General features: G+C 36.0%; 13 protein-coding genes and 1 other annotated feature. Of the genes, 3 read left to right on the forward strand and 10 right to left on the reverse strand.

Annotation, left to right across the window (positions count from 1 at the left end):
* Positions 1-203 precede the first annotated feature (203 nt).
* Together ACTND6_RS02125 and ACTND6_RS02130 are read right to left on the reverse strand one after the other, a co-directional pair.
* Positions 204-1,151: a ParB/RepB/Spo0J family partition protein gene (locus ACTND6_RS02125; protein ID WP_441021501.1), complete on the reverse strand. Its 948-nt coding sequence runs from the start codon at positions 1,149-1,151 to the stop codon at positions 204-206.
* Positions 1,108-1,932: a ParA family protein gene (locus ACTND6_RS02130; RefSeq protein ID WP_244343618.1), complete on the reverse strand. Its 825-nt coding sequence runs from the start codon at positions 1,930-1,932 to the stop codon at positions 1,108-1,110. Before ACTND6_RS02130 ends, ACTND6_RS02125 begins: the two co-directional genes overlap by 44 nt.
* Before the next feature lie 688 nt (positions 1,933-2,620).
* On the opposite strand from ACTND6_RS02130, the gene ACTND6_RS02135 reads away from it, so the two are divergent.
* Positions 2,621-3,496 carry a MerR family transcriptional regulator gene (locus ACTND6_RS02135; protein ID WP_441021499.1) on the forward strand — a complete coding sequence of 292 codons (876 nt, stop codon included), beginning with the start codon at positions 2,621-2,623 and terminating at the stop codon, positions 3,494-3,496.
* A 522-nt stretch (positions 3,497-4,018) separates the two neighbouring features.
* Here the strand turns inward: ACTND6_RS02135 and guaA are convergent.
* The 7 genes from guaA to malQ all read right to left on the reverse strand — a co-directional run bounded on the left by guaA (position 4,019) and on the right by malQ (position 12,713).
* The gene (guaA, locus tag ACTND6_RS02140; protein ID WP_441021497.1) at positions 4,019-5,560 is read right to left on the reverse strand and encodes a glutamine-hydrolyzing GMP synthase; all 1,542 of its coding nucleotides are present in this window, start codon (positions 5,558-5,560) and stop codon (positions 4,019-4,021) included.
* A gap of 69 nt (positions 5,561-5,629) precedes the next feature.
* Complete coding sequence (locus tag ACTND6_RS02145) at positions 5,630-7,222, reverse strand: CTP synthase (RefSeq protein ID WP_441021495.1); 1,593 nt, start codon at positions 7,220-7,222, stop codon at positions 5,630-5,632.
* A 131-nt stretch (positions 7,223-7,353) separates the two neighbouring features.
* Positions 7,354-7,995 carry a methionine ABC transporter permease gene (locus ACTND6_RS02150; RefSeq protein ID WP_441021493.1) on the reverse strand — a complete coding sequence of 214 codons (642 nt, stop codon included), beginning with the start codon at positions 7,993-7,995 and terminating at the stop codon, positions 7,354-7,356.
* Positions 7,992-8,957 (reverse strand): methionine ABC transporter ATP-binding protein, encoded by a 966-nt coding sequence (locus tag ACTND6_RS02155; protein ID WP_441021491.1) that lies wholly within the window; start codon positions 8,955-8,957, stop codon positions 7,992-7,994. Before ACTND6_RS02155 ends, ACTND6_RS02150 begins: the two co-directional genes overlap by 4 nt.
* A gap of 83 nt (positions 8,958-9,040) precedes the next feature.
* A complete protein-coding gene (locus tag ACTND6_RS02160; RefSeq protein ID WP_441021489.1) occupies positions 9,041-9,916 on the reverse strand; it encodes a MetQ/NlpA family ABC transporter substrate-binding protein in 876 nt (291 codons plus the stop codon).
* A gap of 86 nt (positions 9,917-10,002) precedes the next feature.
* Positions 10,003-10,248 (reverse strand) — a binding site (T-box leader).
* 95 nt (positions 10,249-10,343) lie between these two features.
* On the reverse strand, positions 10,344-11,189 hold the full coding sequence (locus tag ACTND6_RS02165) for an undecaprenyl-diphosphate phosphatase (RefSeq protein ID WP_441021487.1): 846 nt from the start codon (positions 11,187-11,189) through the stop codon (positions 10,344-10,346).
* 84 nt (positions 11,190-11,273) lie between these two features.
* The gene (gene malQ / locus ACTND6_RS02170; RefSeq protein ID WP_441021485.1) at positions 11,274-12,713 is read right to left on the reverse strand and encodes a 4-alpha-glucanotransferase; all 1,440 of its coding nucleotides are present in this window, start codon (positions 12,711-12,713) and stop codon (positions 11,274-11,276) included.
* A 155-nt stretch (positions 12,714-12,868) separates the two neighbouring features.
* Between malQ and ACTND6_RS02175 the strand changes: the two genes are divergently transcribed.
* Positions 12,869-15,136 carry a glycogen/starch/alpha-glucan phosphorylase gene (locus ACTND6_RS02175; protein WP_441021483.1) on the forward strand — a complete coding sequence of 756 codons (2,268 nt, stop codon included), beginning with the start codon at positions 12,869-12,871 and terminating at the stop codon, positions 15,134-15,136.
* 2 nt (positions 15,137-15,138) lie between these two features.
* Entirely contained in the window at positions 15,139-15,609 is a 471-nt protein-coding gene (locus tag ACTND6_RS02180; RefSeq protein WP_441021481.1) for a peptidylprolyl isomerase, read from the forward strand.
* Between the two features lie 69 nt (positions 15,610-15,678).
* On the opposite strand, the gene ACTND6_RS02185 is transcribed toward ACTND6_RS02180, so the two are convergent.
* Positions 15,679-15,972 carry an HU family DNA-binding protein gene (locus ACTND6_RS02185; RefSeq protein ID WP_178175647.1) on the reverse strand — a complete coding sequence of 98 codons (294 nt, stop codon included), beginning with the start codon at positions 15,970-15,972 and terminating at the stop codon, positions 15,679-15,681.
* Positions 15,973-16,239 lie beyond the last annotated feature (267 nt).

Consider the following 16,239-nt stretch of genomic DNA (forward strand, 5'->3'; position numbering starts at 1 on the left):
ATAAACAAGTAATGTGTAATTTGTCTTTCTTTTACCAGCCGAAAAAGAATGTGTTTGTCTTGATATCCCTTAATAGATAGTTATAGCTTAGTAGATAGAGTATAAATTAAGAGATAGATAATTAGTTATTTTTTTGAGCTAGTAAAGAATACAGCAAGTATAAGGGGTTAGAGTGTGAGAAAGGGGGAAACCGTAAAACCTGTCTATCTTGAATTACGGTCACGGTTTCGTTGTAAAAACTTGTTGTAGTGTTCCAAAGCTTTGCAGACATAATCTTCTGTTTGACTTAGTGGGATAGACTTTGGAATCAGTTTTCGCACTCTATCTCCGCGAAAAACCAGTTTTTCTCTTTGATTTGGTTTTTCTTCACTCATAATTGCCTGGATAACTTCCGTTGTAAGTTTTCCTTCATCAAAAAACTTACGCATACGAATAGCTTGATCGTGTGATGGTGTGACTTCATTCATATCGATCTCATCAACAATATCACGCTGACAATCTTCATCAAGATATGAAAGTTCGACAGCTGGGCGCATCTTTATTCGTCCTTCATCAACAAATTCCAGCAGTTCTGGAACAAGATTTGTTAAACGGATATACCGATGAATTTGATTTCGACTATCTCCGCATTCTTCGCTCATAAGATCGAGCGTTTGCTTTCCTCGTAAATCAATACCCAGTGGGGATGAATTATCTTTACTAGGTCTGCCTGCTTGTCTTTTCATTGCATCAAGACGCATCTTATACGCAAAAGCCTTTTCGGATGGAAGTATCTGTGACCTTTGGTAATTGCTTTCGACCATTAATATGGTTGCTTCATCTTTTGTGAGATCTACTACTTCGCATCTTAAAGTTTCAAATCCCGCTAGTTCGCAAGCTCTTTTGCGTCGATGACCGGAAATAAGTTCGTACCTGCCGTCATCTTTTAATCGCACAGTAGCTGGAGTGATAATTCCTCTTTCTTTGATACTTTCAATAAGCTGCATCATATCTTCATCATCTTTTACCTTAAACGGATGGTCTGGGAAGTCATCGATTTGTGATAGAGGAATATCTCTAATTTTAGACAGCTTTTCTTCATCTCTTACTTCTTGCGATTTAAATAAATCATCTAGACTCGTGAGAGTGAAGTCGCTCTTTCTTCCTGTCACTTGATAGCACCTCCTTTGTAAATCCTTCGTAGGCTTTAGCTACTGCTCCATTAGGTTCATAAGCGTAAATGCTTTTACCTTTTGATGACGTTTCCGCAGCTTTAATACCAGATGGAATCTTTGACTCATAGATCTTGATATGACTACCAAAATTCTGCTTCAAAGCTTCTACTGTGCTTTTGGCGAGGTTGGTTCGATTATCAACAATAGTTAATAAAATACCATCGACCTTAAGACTAGGATTGATATACTTCTTAACTCGATTGACTGTCTGAAGCAATTGCGTCATTCCTTTGGCTGGAAGATACTGTGCTTGTACTGGAATTATCACACTATCAGCTGCCGATAATGCATTTATAGTTATCATTCCTAATGATGGCATACAATCAATGAGCACATAATCATACTTATGCTTAACTTCATTAAGATAAGTCTTTAATGAGATCTCTCTACTCATTGCGTTTACTAAATTAAATTCCATAGCAGATAACTCTAAATTGGATGGAATAAGATCAACACCTTCATTGTGATGAAGAATACCAACATATGGGTCATTTCCCGTTTCTTTGATGACATCGATCAGCTTAGTAGCTAGCGTGGTTTCTATGCTATCTGTATTTTGCCAACCCAAAGAGACCGTTAGATCACCTTGTGGGTCAGCATCAACCAGTAACACTTTTTTACCGAGTCTTGCTAGACCAATGCCAAGATTGACTGTTGTCGTAGTCTTACCAACGCCGCCTTTTTGATTGCATATGGCAATCGTTTTGCAGTTTGACATTTCGTCTTTCTCCTTTCTACATTAGATACATAAAACATATGTCTAATGCACTTGACCATCTCATTTCCTAAATGGTCGATGGCAATATTTGTTCCTAACACCCCTCGCCAAGCCATAAGCTTTTGGGAAGTCACAAAGTAGTAAGCAGCTTACTTACATCATAGGAATCTCACCTCTGCCGGGTACTCCGCCAGCTCCGTAGAGAAGTATCATTATCATTTGGGCTGTCATTGCCAATATCAAAGGCTATTTGATAGTCATAACAGGAGTTCTCGCTTATCCTATATCCATCATAGGGTTATGGCGTACCTGATAAAGTAGCTAAAGTCACCCAAAATAAAGTCTTTGTGACCTGTATATTCGATTTTCAAATAACAAGCGAAGAGAAGATAAACTAGTCCCTTCACTTATTTAGACAAACGGTCTTAAAATGCACACCCAAATTGAAGTAAAAATCGAAAATTTTTAATAAATTTAATTATGGGAACGAGTTTCCTAATCGATTCAGGCTACTAAACGTCATATAGTAAACAATTGTTCCTAAATATCGATTAATATGGATAGGCATATAAGTTACTTTATTGACGGATGATATAATATAAGCAAATATTGTGCTAGATTTGGTGACGAGTATTGACCTGTACGTAACGTATACGCTTATGCTTTAGGTGTAAGGAGGTACTTTGGTATGTTATTAAATGAAGTGATTAAAGAAGTAGGAATGACCAAACGTGCGATCAAGTATTATGAAGAAAAAGGATTATTATCGGTAAAGAAAGATGATAACGGTTATCGCAATTACACGAAAGAAGATGTGGAAATATTAAAAAAAATTTCTATATACAGAAAATTAAGCATTGGTATTGATGATATCAAAAAGCTTTTAGAATCCAATGATAAAAAAGTTCTTCTAAACATATACCATCAAAAGTTACAAGAAAAGCACTTATACGATTCTGAGCTTGAAGCATTAAAGAATTTTATCGATGATGGTGATCCTGATAAAGCAAATGAGTTACTTGATTATGAGACCATAGAAAAGGCAATAGAGTCGATGCTTCCCGAGGAAGAATGGGCTGACTATTTGATCAGTCATTTCAAGCCATTCCTCAATGTAAGAATTAAGACTCCCGAGCAAAAACAAGCTTTGATAAACATCTTAGAATATTGTGAGAACACCACTTTAAAAACTCCATTTATGATGAAATTGGGTATCAAGCTTGCCGGCGGTCTAGCTAGAGAAACAAGGACAGCTGATGAGATGATCGCTTATTATCGCGATATGAGCAAAGAAGAATATGAAAGGCTAAAAGCTGGTGTTTTAAAAGGAGCTAAATTAAAATCAGGTATTTTGAAATATCATCCGTCATATGTAGCTCAAAGAAAAATGATGAAAGAATATCAAGACAAAGGATACAACGACATATTCATTCCTAACCTTATGGTATTATCTCCAAAATATGGCGAATACAAAAAAGCCTTAGATAGCGTTAATGATAGGATCTGCAGAGAATTGGGACTTCATTATGATTCAAACTTTAATCTCGTGATTAGAAAGCCATAAAATCGTACGTTTCTCACTTCTTTGCCTATTGACTATAATGAAATCGTAAAGGAGTGGTGAAGATGTTCTTTAATAAGAAATATTGGTTATATCTATCTAAAGGTGAATATGACTTAATCATCCATTGTTTGATCGATTTAAAGAACAATCTCATCAGACAAGGAAGATATACTGATGCGGTTGATGATGTCCTCATCAAATTTCTAAGATATAAAAAGGTAACTTTCTAATAAAAATAGTCCTCTGTCTTGAAGAAATTAAAACTTCAATTCAGAGGATTTTTTGTATAGATCTAATAAAAAACACAACAAAAAAGAGCCCCTGCATATAATACAGAAGCTCAATTTTACTATTGTAATTTGCCTTTAACTTGCAAGCCTACTGGTACAATTGCACTTGTATCAGAAGACCTTTTTTAGTCATCGTGTATCAAAAGTGTATCAAAATCACTTTTCCAAAAAGTCGATGGCTCAGAAATGCCGATAAATAAAGGCTTTTTAACAACCTCCAAGCCGAATACTACTATTCGAACTCAATTGTTCCAGGAGGCTTACTTGTAATGTCATACATTACTCTGTTAACACCCTTCACTTCATTAATGATACGTGTCATACATGTCTGTAATGTCTCAAATGGAATATCTGCTGCTGTAGCAGTCATGAAATCAGAAGTAATTACACCTCTCAATGCCACTGCATAATCATATGTTCTATGATCACCCATAACACCAACAGATCTCATATTCGTCAGTGCGGCAAAGAATTGACCCTTACCCATATCGATACCAGCCTTTTCAAGCTCTTCTCTATAGATAGCATCAGCTTCCTGTACCATCTTAACCTTTTCAGCAGTAACTTCACCAACAATACGAATACCTAAACCAGGTCCTGGGAATGGCTGTCTATATACCAATTCTCTAGGAATACCTAATTCAAGACCAACCTGTCTAACTTCATCCTTAAATAAAGCCTTCAAAGGTTCAATGATTTCCTTGAAATCAACATGATCAGGTAAACCACCAACGTTATGATGAGACTTAATTACAGCACCCTTACCAATACCAGATTCAACAACGTCTGGATAAATTGTTCCCTGTGCTAAGTAATCTACTGCACCAATCTTCTTTGCTTCCTTTTCAAATACATTGATAAATTCAGCACCGATGATCTTTCTCTTTGTTTCAGGATCTGTAACACCAGCAAGCTTTTCATAGAAGTAATCCTGTGCGTTAACACGAATGAAGTTCAATTCATATGGTCCTTCTGGTCCAAATACCTTTTCAACTTCATCACCTTCATCTTTACGCAGTAAACCATGATCAACAAATACACATGTCAACTGTTTACCAATTGCCTTAGAAAGTAATACTGCACATACAGATGAATCTACACCACCACTCAATGCACATAATACTTTTCCATCACCAACTTCTTCACGAATCTGCTGGATTGCATTTTCCGCAAAAGAATCCATCTTCCAAGTACCTTGACATCCACAAATATTATATACAAAGTTATGGAACAATTTTGTTCCTTCTTCTGTATGAACAACTTCTGGATGGAACTGTACTGCGTATAAATTCTTTTCTGTATTTTCCATACCAGCTACAGGACAAACTGGTGTTGTAGCAGTTACATGGAATCCTTCTGGAACACGTGCAATGTAATCTGTATGAGACATCCATGTAATAGATTCCTTCTTCCAGTCACCAAGTAACTTAGAAGTATTTTCAAGCGTTACATTTGTACTGCCATATTCACTTGTTGGAGCGGTCTGAACATCCCCCTTCAACAAATAAGCCATGAGCTGTGCACCATAACAAATACCTAATACTGGAATTCCCAATTCAAATAATTGTGGATCATAAGATAAAGAATCTTCAAGATACACACTATCAGGTCCACCTGTTAAAATGATTCCCTTTGGATTCATTTCTTTAATTTTTTCAATTGGCATTGTATATGGATGGATCTCACAATATACATGGTTTTCTCTTACTCTACGAGCAATCAGTTGTTTATATTGACCACCAAAGTCAAGTACTAAAATCATTTCTTCAGCCATATAGCTCCTTATTTTATCAATGCGATAATTCGCTTGTAACTATAATACTAAATTTTTAAGAAAATTACCTTATTTTTTTGCTAAAGAAGCCGCAATAAATCCTCTAAACACAGGATGAGCCTTGTTTGGACGACTCTTAAACTCAGGATGGAACTGTACACCAACAAAGAAATCACAAGAATCATTTTCAACAGCTTCTACTAAATGTGCATCAGGATTGATTCCCGCAATTGTCATACCAGCTTTTTCATACGCTTCTAAATATTCATTATTAAACTCGTATCTATGTCTGTGTCTTTCAGAAATATCAGAAACACCATATAGCTTAGATAATTTTGTATCTTTCTGTAAGTGACAAGGATATGCACCCAAACGCATTGTTCCACCTTTATCAATTTCATCCGACTGACCATGAATAAAATCAATGACTTTATGTGTTGAGTTCTTGTCAAATTCACTAGAATTTGCATCTTTATATCCCAATACATTTCTAGCGAATTCAATTGTTGCAATCTGCATGCCAAGACAGATTCCAAAATAAGGAATATTATGTTCTCTAGCATATTTGCAAGCTTCAATCATACCTTCAATACCACGATCACCAAATCCACCAGGAACAATGATCCCCTGAACATCTCTAAAAATTGCACCTGCAGATTCTTCCGTAATATCTTCTGATTCCACCCATTTGATATGTACTTTTGCACCAGTTTCATATCCGCCATGCTTCAAAGACTCCACAACTGATAAATAGGCATCATGCAAAGCAACATATTTGCCAACCAAAGCAATATTCACATCATCCTTGGCTGAATAAATACGTTCCAGCATTATATTCCACTCGCTTAAATCAATACTTCCCGCTTCAAGATTTAATTCTCTGCATACAATCGCTGAAAAATTCTGCTTTTCAAGCATCACAGGAGCTTCATACAAATCCGCAACTGTTGTATTTTCAATTACACAATCCTGTTTTACATTACAGAATAAAGAAATCTTTTCTTTTACAGACTGTGGCAATTTTCCATCACATCTAGGAATAATGATATTTGGTCTGACACCCATATTCTGTAATTCTTTTACAGAATGCTGTGTTGGTTTTGATTTATACTCATTGGATCCAGAAATATATGGAACCAAAGTAACATGGATAAAGCAGCAGTCTTCTGGGTGTTCAATAGAAATCTGACGAATTGCTTCTAGAAATGGCTGCGATTCAATATCACCAACCGTTCCACCAATTTCTGTAATGACAATATCTGCATTTGCATGTTCTCCAACATTATAGATAAATCTTTTAATTTCATTTGTGATATGTGGAATGATCTGCACAGTTTCCCCAAGATATTCCCCTCTTCTTTCCTTGCATAAAACATTCCAGTATGCTTTTCCAGAAGTTAAATTAGAGAATTTATTCAAATTTTCATCAATAAATCTTTCATAATGTCCAAGATCCAAATCTGTTTCTGCACCATCGTCTGTTACAAACACTTCACCATGCTGATATGGAGACATTGTTCCAGGATCCACATTCATATATGGATCTAATTTTTGAGAAATGACACGAAATCCTCTCTGCTTTAAAAGTCTTCCTAAAGAAGCAGCTGTAATACCCTTTCCAAGTCCAGATACAACACCGCCAGTAACGAATATATGTTTCATAAAACCTCCATTAAAAATAAAAAAGAGGGCACTAAATCCAGCGACACATAGCGTCGTTTTTTTTAATGTCCTCTATGACGTGAAAATATTACACCCATCATTTACGTGATGCAAGAATTTTTTCAAAAAAATTAAGCCTTCTTTTTGTAAATAACGTTACCAATACCCTGTACAAGCTGAACAATGACAATCAATACAATGGACGTCACTACAAGGTAACTAATATCATATGCCTGATATCCTTTTCGGATAGCGATATCTCCAAGACCGCCACCACCAAGTGTACCAGCCATTGCACTCGCACCAACCATATTGATAATCAATAAAACAATACCATTTAATAATCTAGGTACAGATTCTTTAAAATATACCTTTGTAATAATTTGCAGATCCGTAGCACCAAATGATTTTGCTGCTTCAATCACACCCGCATCTGTTTCTCGCAATGCATTTTCAAATACACGTGCAATAAAAGGAATTGCGTAAATTGTTAATGGAACGATTGCTGCAGTTGTACCAATAGATTTGCCAGCAATTACACGCGTCACTGGAATTACAATTACCATTAAGATAATGAACGGAAATGAACGGAATACATTCACAATCACATCCAGAATCCCATACACAATACGATTTGGTTTCAAACCATCTTCTGCTGTTAACGTTAACACTACCGCAGGAATAAAGCCTAATACAACCGCAATTAAAGTTGAGAAGAATACCATGTATAATGTCTGCCATGTTCCTTTTAAGATTACATCTAACATACTCATAGTACCTCCCAAGTAACATTCTTACTTTCCAAAAACTTAAATACACGATCTTTATCTTTTTCTTGAATATTCAAGATCAAAGAACCAAATACATTTTCTCTAAACTCTTCTAGTTTTGCCCAGCAGATAGAGAAATCAATGCCTAATTCTCTTGCCATTTCTGTAATAACTGGTTCATCAGAAGAATCATCTGTAAAGAACAGCTGCACATTCACACCCTCTTTTGGCAATACCTGGCCTTCTTCACCCAGGAACTTCTTCACATCTTCTGTTGGTTTCACGAACAATTCTTCTGGTTTACCCTCTGCTAAAACAACACCATGTTTTAAGAAAGCGACTCTTTGACAAATCTGTTTTACAACTTCCATCTGATGTGTAACCAAAACGATTGTGATACCAAGCTCTTCATTGATCTGCTTTAAAAGTTCAAGAATTCCATGTGTGATTCTAGGATCCAATGCACTTGTAGCTTCATCACAAAGCAAGATTTTAGGATCATTCACAAGTGCTCTAGCAATCGCAACTCTTTGTTTCTGACCACCAGACAGATTCTCTGGACGCTCATGCATTTTATCTTTCAAGCCAACAAGCTCAATTAAATGTTCAATTTTCTTTTTATTTTCTTCTGTATTTGGATTTTCATTCCAGAAGCGAAGTGGCAATGCAACATTGTCATATACATCCAATCTAGAAAGAAGATTGAAGTTCTGGAAAATCATACCCATATCTTTTCTCAGCTGGCGTAACTGCTTCTTATCATTTACATCAACTGCAGTACCATCTACTGTGATCGTACCACTATCATATGTTTCCAATCCATTGATACAACGAAGCAATGTCGATTTTCCTGCACCACTTTGTCCAATGATTCCATAGATTTCTTTTTCATGAATCTGGAGATTAATATCCTTTAATACTTCAAGTTCTCCAAAACTCTTTCTTACATTTACAAGATTTATCATCTCTACGCTCCTGTCTATTTACGCGAATATTCAGAGGGTCTCCCCTCTGAATATTACTGATTGTACTGTTATAATTTTTTTGATTAGTCTACTGGGTTGCCTTCTGTATCAATGAAGGAAGCAATCACAGATCCCTTATATGTATCTTCAATATATGACTTTACTTCATCAGATGTAATAGCCTTTACAAGTGCCTTTGTCTTTTCAGTATCAAGATTATCATCCTTTACAACAACATAGTTAGTTCTCTTTACACTTGTTTCCTGGTCAAACTGTTCAACATAGATTGCTGGGTGCTTGCTTGGAAGATCAGCTTCTAATGCATAGTTACCATTTGCAACTACTGCATCAACATCTTCAAGTGTTAATGGAACCTGTGCAGCTTCCACTGGCTGAATATCATAGTTATGAGGGTTGAGTTCCTTATTTCCATTGAATGTTGTTTCAGTTGCATATTCATCTGTTCCTGGATCTTCTAATAAGCCAGCCTGAACAAGTACTCTTAAGCCTCTATCTAAGTTATCTGCATCATTTGGCAAGGAGATTGTTGCGCCATCCTTGAGATCCTTGATATCTGTTACTGTTGCGGAATAGACACCCATTGGTTCAATATGAACACCAACTGCAGCTGCTAAATGAAGACCCTTAGAAGTATTCTGATCATCCATGTAGCCTAATGTCTGGAAGTAGTTCGCATCAAGAGAACCTTCTTCCAAAGCTGTATTTGGTGTAACGTAATCTGTAAATTCTGTTACTTCTAATGTCCAGCCATCTTTTGCGAGAACATCTTTTACGACATTATTCAAAATTTCAGCATGTGGTACTGCAGTCGCACCAACTTTGATTGTCTTGTCTTCACCGGATGTTTTTGTAGATGTGGAACCTGTAGATGTGGATGAGCAGCCAACTAATGCGAATGCTAATGCTGCTGTTGCGATTGTTCTGATTGCGTTTTTCATTTTTCTTTTCCTCCGTTTTCTTGTAATGCTTGAAGTAGGACGGGGTGATTCTTTCATGCTCTAGAAACAAAAAACTACGCCCCTTAGATAAGGGCGTAGAATTACGCTGTACCACCTTACTTTAAAATGACCTCACGATCATTTCCTCTTCAAGTACGCTGAATATCATCAGATATACTCTATGTCTGTAACGGGACAGCCCGTCGTGATCTACCCTATCGATCACGCAGCTCCAAGACCATGTTCACCAAACCTTTCCTTATCCCCTCTCAGCATACAGGGACTCTCTTTTGAAGTTCCAACCTGGTTACTCTTCTCTTCGTTGCTTTTATGGTTACTAGTTTACACTTTCTAGAAATGAATGCAATAAGTAATTAATGAAAAATTAAAAATATTACATTCTCTTTATGAAAACTTTTTCATTTCTTTATTGAATCACATTCAACATGTAAAACAACAATACGATCACACCTAAGATAATTCGATATACACCAAACACTTTAAAGTCATGTTTACGAATATACTGCATCAAATAACGAATTGCGAATACAGATACAACAAAAGATACAATACATCCAACAAGCAATACAGAAATACTTGCCACTGTCACTTCAATATGTGCCTTGATAATCTTCAACAAAGATGCACCAAACATAACTGGAATTGCCATAAAGAATGAAAACTCTGTCGCTGTACTACGATTAAATCCAAGCAATGTTGCCCCAAGAATCGTTGCACCAGATCTAGATGTACCAGGAATCAAAGCAAGCATCTGGAACATTCCAACCCCAAACGCTGTCTTGGGTGTGATATCTCTAACCGTTTCTACTGTATATTGATGTTCCCTGCTTTCCATCACAATGAAGAGAATACCATAGAGAATGAGAGTAATTGCAATCACATAAGATGCACTCAATACATTATCAATTAAATCATCCAGCAGAATACCCGCAATTCCTGCAGGAACGCAAGCAATAATGATCATAATCCAAAGACGATAAATACTTCTTTTTCTTGCTGGCTTCAATCTAGGATTAAATGGATTCAATTTTTTAAAGTAAAGTAATAATACTGCTAAGATACTGCCAAACTGAATGACAACTTTATACATATCCCAGAAGTTCTGATTGCTTACCGCATCCATATATACATTCAATGGCATAAATGTTCTCATCAAGATCAAATGTCCTGTAGAACTAATTGGCAGCCATTCTGTAATCCCTTGAACAATTCCATATAAAACGGATTTTAGAATATTGAGAAATAAATCCATATATCATTTCCTCCAGACACCCGGATATTATAACACGTATAAATCAATGATATTTCTTAAAAAAAACAATAAGACGACTTCGTCTTATCGTTTTGCTTTCTTGACTTTCTTTGCAATATCTTTGATCACAATTTGATATTGGCTAAAATCTGCCAGTCGATATGTCCAGTTATTCTTCGATACTGTTCCTGGAGTATTGATCCTGCCTTCTTTATTTTGATGCAGCCAGTCACACATCGGAATAATTGCGATATCTGCATTAGAATCCAATGTATACTGAATCACATTAGAATCAAAGCTCTTTTCAACATATCCCATTTTCTTCAGACAATCTCGCATACGTCTTCTATCATGATTGTTGAAATGACGATACCAGGTATCCATTGTTTCATTATCATGTGTCCCTGTATAAATCGTTAAATGTTCACGGTCTTCACCCATACCATCAGAATTCCATGAGAATTGAATGACACGCATACCTCTAAAGTTAAAGTGATCTCTTAAATCCAATACTTCCTGTCTCAAATACCCAAGATCTTCCGCAACGATTTCCATATCTGGATCTTTTTCTTTCAATAGATGAAATAAATCATATCCAGGTGCTTCTACCCACTCTCCATCCACTGCAGTTGGACAGCTTGCATTGATTTTCCAGTATGTATCAAATGCCCTAAAATGATCTACTCGGATAATATCAAACAATCTCTCTGTATATGCTAGACGCTCCATCCAGAAAGAAAACTCATTTTCTTTCATATGTTCCCAGTCATAGATCGGATTCCCCCATCTTTGACCCGTTGCACTGAAATAATCTGGCGGTACACCAGCAATAAATGATGGTTTGCCATCTTCATCTAACAAGAAATTTTCTTTTGAACTCCATACATCTGAAGAATCCAGACCAACATAGAAAGGAATATCTCCCATGATTTCAATATCCAGATCATTTGCATATTGTTTTATGTCTTTCCATTGTAAAAATGCTTCATATTGAAGAAACAGCTGATAGAAAATTTCATCTTCATATTTCTTCAAATCTACCTGCCCTCTTTCAGGCTGCCATTTCATTTCATCTTCCCATTCATTCCAGCATTTTCCATCATTTACTTTTCTGAATGTTCTAAATATTGCATAATTCTTCACCCATTCCTGGTATGCGAATACCGCAAAGTTATGATCCTGTTTAAAATTCCGAAATGCTTCCCTTAAATATGGTTCCCTGAATTTACGAATTGCCTGATAATCAATTTTCTTTTTTCTTCTATGAAAAGAAGGTACGCGTTGAATCAAACCTTTTTCATGCAATCGATCTAAAGAAATATAAATATCATCAATTGCATAAGAGGAATAACATGAATATGGAGAATTATCATCACTCACTGGATTCAGTGGAAGAATTTGCCAGATTTTCAATCCAGCCTGATGTGTTAAATCAATAAAATGTTTTGCTTCTTGCCCAAATGAACCACATCCATTTCTTGAAGGAAGTGCGCTCACTGGCATTAAAATTCCTGCTTTTCTCATACAACAACCCTTTTCTTAATTAACAGTATATCGTTTTATTATTTGAATTTCTACAATATCAAAGCGTTTTCAAAGTTGATATTTATGCAAAGTTCCATGTATACTTTTAGCGTTATTTCGTAATTCAGGGATATATTGCCCACAAAGGAGAAGAAATGGAACTAGAAAACAAACTGAAATTGATATTAAAGAAAGATATCAAAGAAGCAACAAATCTTCAGCTTTACAACGCAATCAATGAATTAGTAAAAAAGAAAGCTGAAACTCTTTCTCGTTGTGAAGGAGACAAAAAGCTCTATTACATTTCCGCAGAATTTTTAATCGGAAAACAGCTAGGCAAAAATTTAATCAATCTAGGTATTTATGACGATATTGCTCAGCTTTTAGAAAGCAACGGCAAATCTATTGCCGATGTAGAAGAAATGGAAAATGAACCATCTTTAGGAAATGGCGGTCTAGGCAGACTCGCCGCATGTTTCCTGGATTCTATCGCAACATTAAATCTAAGTGGAGATGGTGTCGGTCTAAACTATCACTATGGTTTATTCCGTCAGCAGTTCAAAGACAATAAGCAATATGAAATTCCAGATGAATGGCTAAAAGGCAAGAATATGCTGCGTGATACAAAAGTATCTTTCCCAGTAGAACTTGCTGGAAAAACTTACTATTCTCATATGTATGATCTAGATGTGATTGGCTATCACGGAAACAAAAACACATTACATCTATTCGATCTAGATACAGTAGATCCTTCTATCATTACTGATTCCATCAATTTTGATAAAACAGATATTGCTAAGAACCTGACATTATTCTTATATCCAGATGACAGTGATGATGCTGGCAGAAAGCTAAGAATTTATCAGCAGTACTTCATGGTATCAAATGCTGCACAACTCATTCTAAAGGAAGAAAAAGAAAAAGGACATGATCTCAAGGATCTTGACAAGCATGTTGCAATCCAGATCAACGACACACATCCTTCCATGGTCATTCCTGAATTGATTCGTTTATTGATTCTAGAGGGCATTCCAATGAAGACTGCCGCAAATATCGTTTCCAATACCTGTGCATATACAAACCATACAATTCTTGCGGAAGCATTAGAAAAGTGGCCACAAGATTATCTGCTGGAAATTGTTCCTCAACTCATGCCTATTATTGAAGGCTTAGATTATGTCGTTAACGTTGCATTCCACGACGATAAAGAACTAAGTATTATGGATAGTGAGAATCGTGTACACATGGCAAAGATGGATATGCATTTCTCACATTCCATTAATGGTGTTGCCGCATTACATACAGAAATCTTAAAGCATCAGGAACTCAAGCCATTCTACGATATCTATTCCGACAAATTTAATAATAAAACAAACGGAATTACATTCCGTAGATGGATCATGCACTGCAATCCAGAACTTGCTCATTTATTAGATGAAACAATCGGAAATGAATGGCGAGAAGATGAAAGCAAGCTAGAAACATTGCTTTCTCACTATGATGATGAAGAATTCCTAAGCAAAGCAGAACAAATCAAATACAACAACAAAGTTCGTTTTGCCAAGATGATCAAGAAAACACAGAATATTGATATTGATCCAAACTCCATTGTTGATATTCAAGTAAAGAGAATGCATGAATACAAGCGTCAGCAAATGAATGCTTTATGGCTTATTCATAAATATCTATCCATCAAGAATGGAGAAACGCCTGCACGTCCACTCACAGTTGTATTCGGTGGAAAAGCTGCTCCAGCATACTATCAGGCAAAATGTGTTATTCACTTGATCCTTTGCCTGCAAGAATTGATCAATAACGATTCAGAAGTCAGCAAATACCTCAAGATCGTTATGATTGAAAACTATAACGTTTCAAAATCTGAAATTGCGATTCCAGCAGCAGATATTTCTGAACAGATTTCCCTTGCTTCCAAAGAAGCTTCAGGTACAGGCAACATGAAATTCATGTTAAACGGTGCACTGACACTCGGCACATTAGATGGAGCAAATGTTGAAATCAAAGATCTCGTTGGAGAAGAAAATATCTATACATTTGGAAAACTCTCAGATGATGTCATCGCACTCTATAACACATCCAGCTATCATGCATCTGAATACTACAATGGTTCTGCATTGATCAAAGAAGCTGTAGATTTCATCACAAGCAAAGAAATTCTCAAGCTTGGAGATAAGAAAATGCTGACAGATCTGCAAGATAACCTCATCAATAAAGACTGGTTCATGACACTTCTTGATTTGGAAGATTACTGCAGAGTCAAAGAAGCAATGCTGCAAGATTACGAAAACCGTGACTGGTGGAAAAGAAAATCTCTAGTAAATATCGCAAAAGCAGGCTTCTTCTCTTCAGATAGAACAATTAGAGATTATAATAAAGATATCTGGCATTTAAATAAAGGAGAATAAAAATGGTTATTATTGAAATGGATAACGGATCTATGATCAAAATTGAATTAGATCCAACAGCAGCACCTATTACTGTTGCTAACTTTGAAAAGCTTGTAAAAGAAGGCTTCTATGATGGATTGACATTTCATAGAATCATCCCTGGATTCATGATCCAAGGAGGAGATCCAGCTGGAAATGGAACTGGAGGCTCCAAAGAAAATATCAAGGGTGAATTCGCAAGCAATGGTATCAACAATCCTCTCAAACATACACGTGGTGTAATTTCCATGGCTCGTGCAATGGATCCTGACTCAGCTTCTTCCCAGTTCTTTATCATGCATGCAGATGCACCACATCTAGATGGCAACTATGCAGCATTCGGTAAAGTTGTAGAAGGCATGGATGTTGTTGATCAGATTGCTCATGAAAAAACAGATTTCCGTGACAAGCCTTTACACAAAGTTGTCATGAAGAAAGTCTACATTGCCTAAAAAACACTAAAAGGAGAGAAATCTCCTTTTTTTGATACAAAAAAGGATCCTGAGATCCTTTGCATTATATTACTTATTCACAGCGTCTTTGAATGTCTTAGATGCTTTAAACTTTGGAGATTCAGAAGCAGGAATTGTAATCTTTTCACCAGTAGATGGGTTTAGACCAGTTCTAGCCTTCTTGCTAACTCTCTCAAATTTACCAAAGCCGTTAATGGATGCTTCTCCACCATCAGCCACGACTGCTGTAATTTCATCAAATACATAATTCACTGCTTCTGCAGCATCCTTCTTTGTCCATCCAAATTTAACTGCGAGATCATCAGCAAGTGTTTTTTTAGTTACTACTTTATTTGTTGCCATATTAATTGGCCTCCTTATGCTTTAATTTTACTATATCTCATCTACATTTCAATGTTTTATACTAACATATTTCCGTATATTTATATGCTTTCACACTTTTTACATAAAACATTTCAGAATTTCCTGTCTTTTCTTATCATATAATTTTCATTTTCTTAAAGGCTATATTAGCAAAATGGTGAATTCAAGAAATAGAATAAATGAAAAGATCATCTTTCTTCATGTCAGCAATACGGAAGAAATCTGTGATCTGATGCATTCTTTTCT

This window comes from Bulleidia sp. HCP3S3_C9, assembly GCF_052064035.1.
Taxonomy (GTDB): Bacteria; Bacillota_I; Bacilli_A; order Erysipelotrichales; family Erysipelotrichaceae; genus Bulleidia.

Bases quoted from the DNA above. Each gene is read 5' to 3' on its own strand.
- ACTND6_RS02155 (WP_441021491.1), bottom strand. From the start codon at position 8,957: ATGATAAATCTTGTAAATGTAAGAAAGAGTTTTGGAGAACTTGAAGTA.
- guaA (WP_441021497.1), bottom strand. From the start codon at position 5,560: ATGGCTGAAGAAATGATTTTAGTACTTGACTTTGGTGGTCAATATAAA.
- malQ (WP_441021485.1), bottom strand. From the start codon at position 12,713: ATGAGAAAAGCAGGAATTTTAATGCCAGTGAGCGCACTTCCTTCAAGA.
- ACTND6_RS02185 (WP_178175647.1), bottom strand. From the start codon at position 15,972: ATGGCAACAAATAAAGTAGTAACTAAAAAAACACTTGCTGATGATCTC.
- ACTND6_RS02160 (WP_441021489.1), bottom strand. From the start codon at position 9,916: ATGAAAAACGCAATCAGAACAATCGCAACAGCAGCATTAGCATTCGCA.
- ACTND6_RS02175 (WP_441021483.1), top strand. From the start codon at position 12,869: ATGGAACTAGAAAACAAACTGAAATTGATATTAAAGAAAGATATCAAA.
- ACTND6_RS02135 (WP_441021499.1), top strand. From the start codon at position 2,621: ATGTTATTAAATGAAGTGATTAAAGAAGTAGGAATGACCAAACGTGCG.
- ACTND6_RS02130 (WP_244343618.1), bottom strand. From the start codon at position 1,932: ATGTCAAACTGCAAAACGATTGCCATATGCAATCAAAAAGGCGGCGTT.
- ACTND6_RS02145 (WP_441021495.1), bottom strand. From the start codon at position 7,222: ATGAAACATATATTCGTTACTGGCGGTGTTGTATCTGGACTTGGAAAG.
- ACTND6_RS02180 (WP_441021481.1), top strand. From the start codon at position 15,139: ATGGTTATTATTGAAATGGATAACGGATCTATGATCAAAATTGAATTA.
- ACTND6_RS02150 (WP_441021493.1), bottom strand. From the start codon at position 7,995: ATGAGTATGTTAGATGTAATCTTAAAAGGAACATGGCAGACATTATAC.
- ACTND6_RS02165 (WP_441021487.1), bottom strand. From the start codon at position 11,189: ATGGATTTATTTCTCAATATTCTAAAATCCGTTTTATATGGAATTGTT.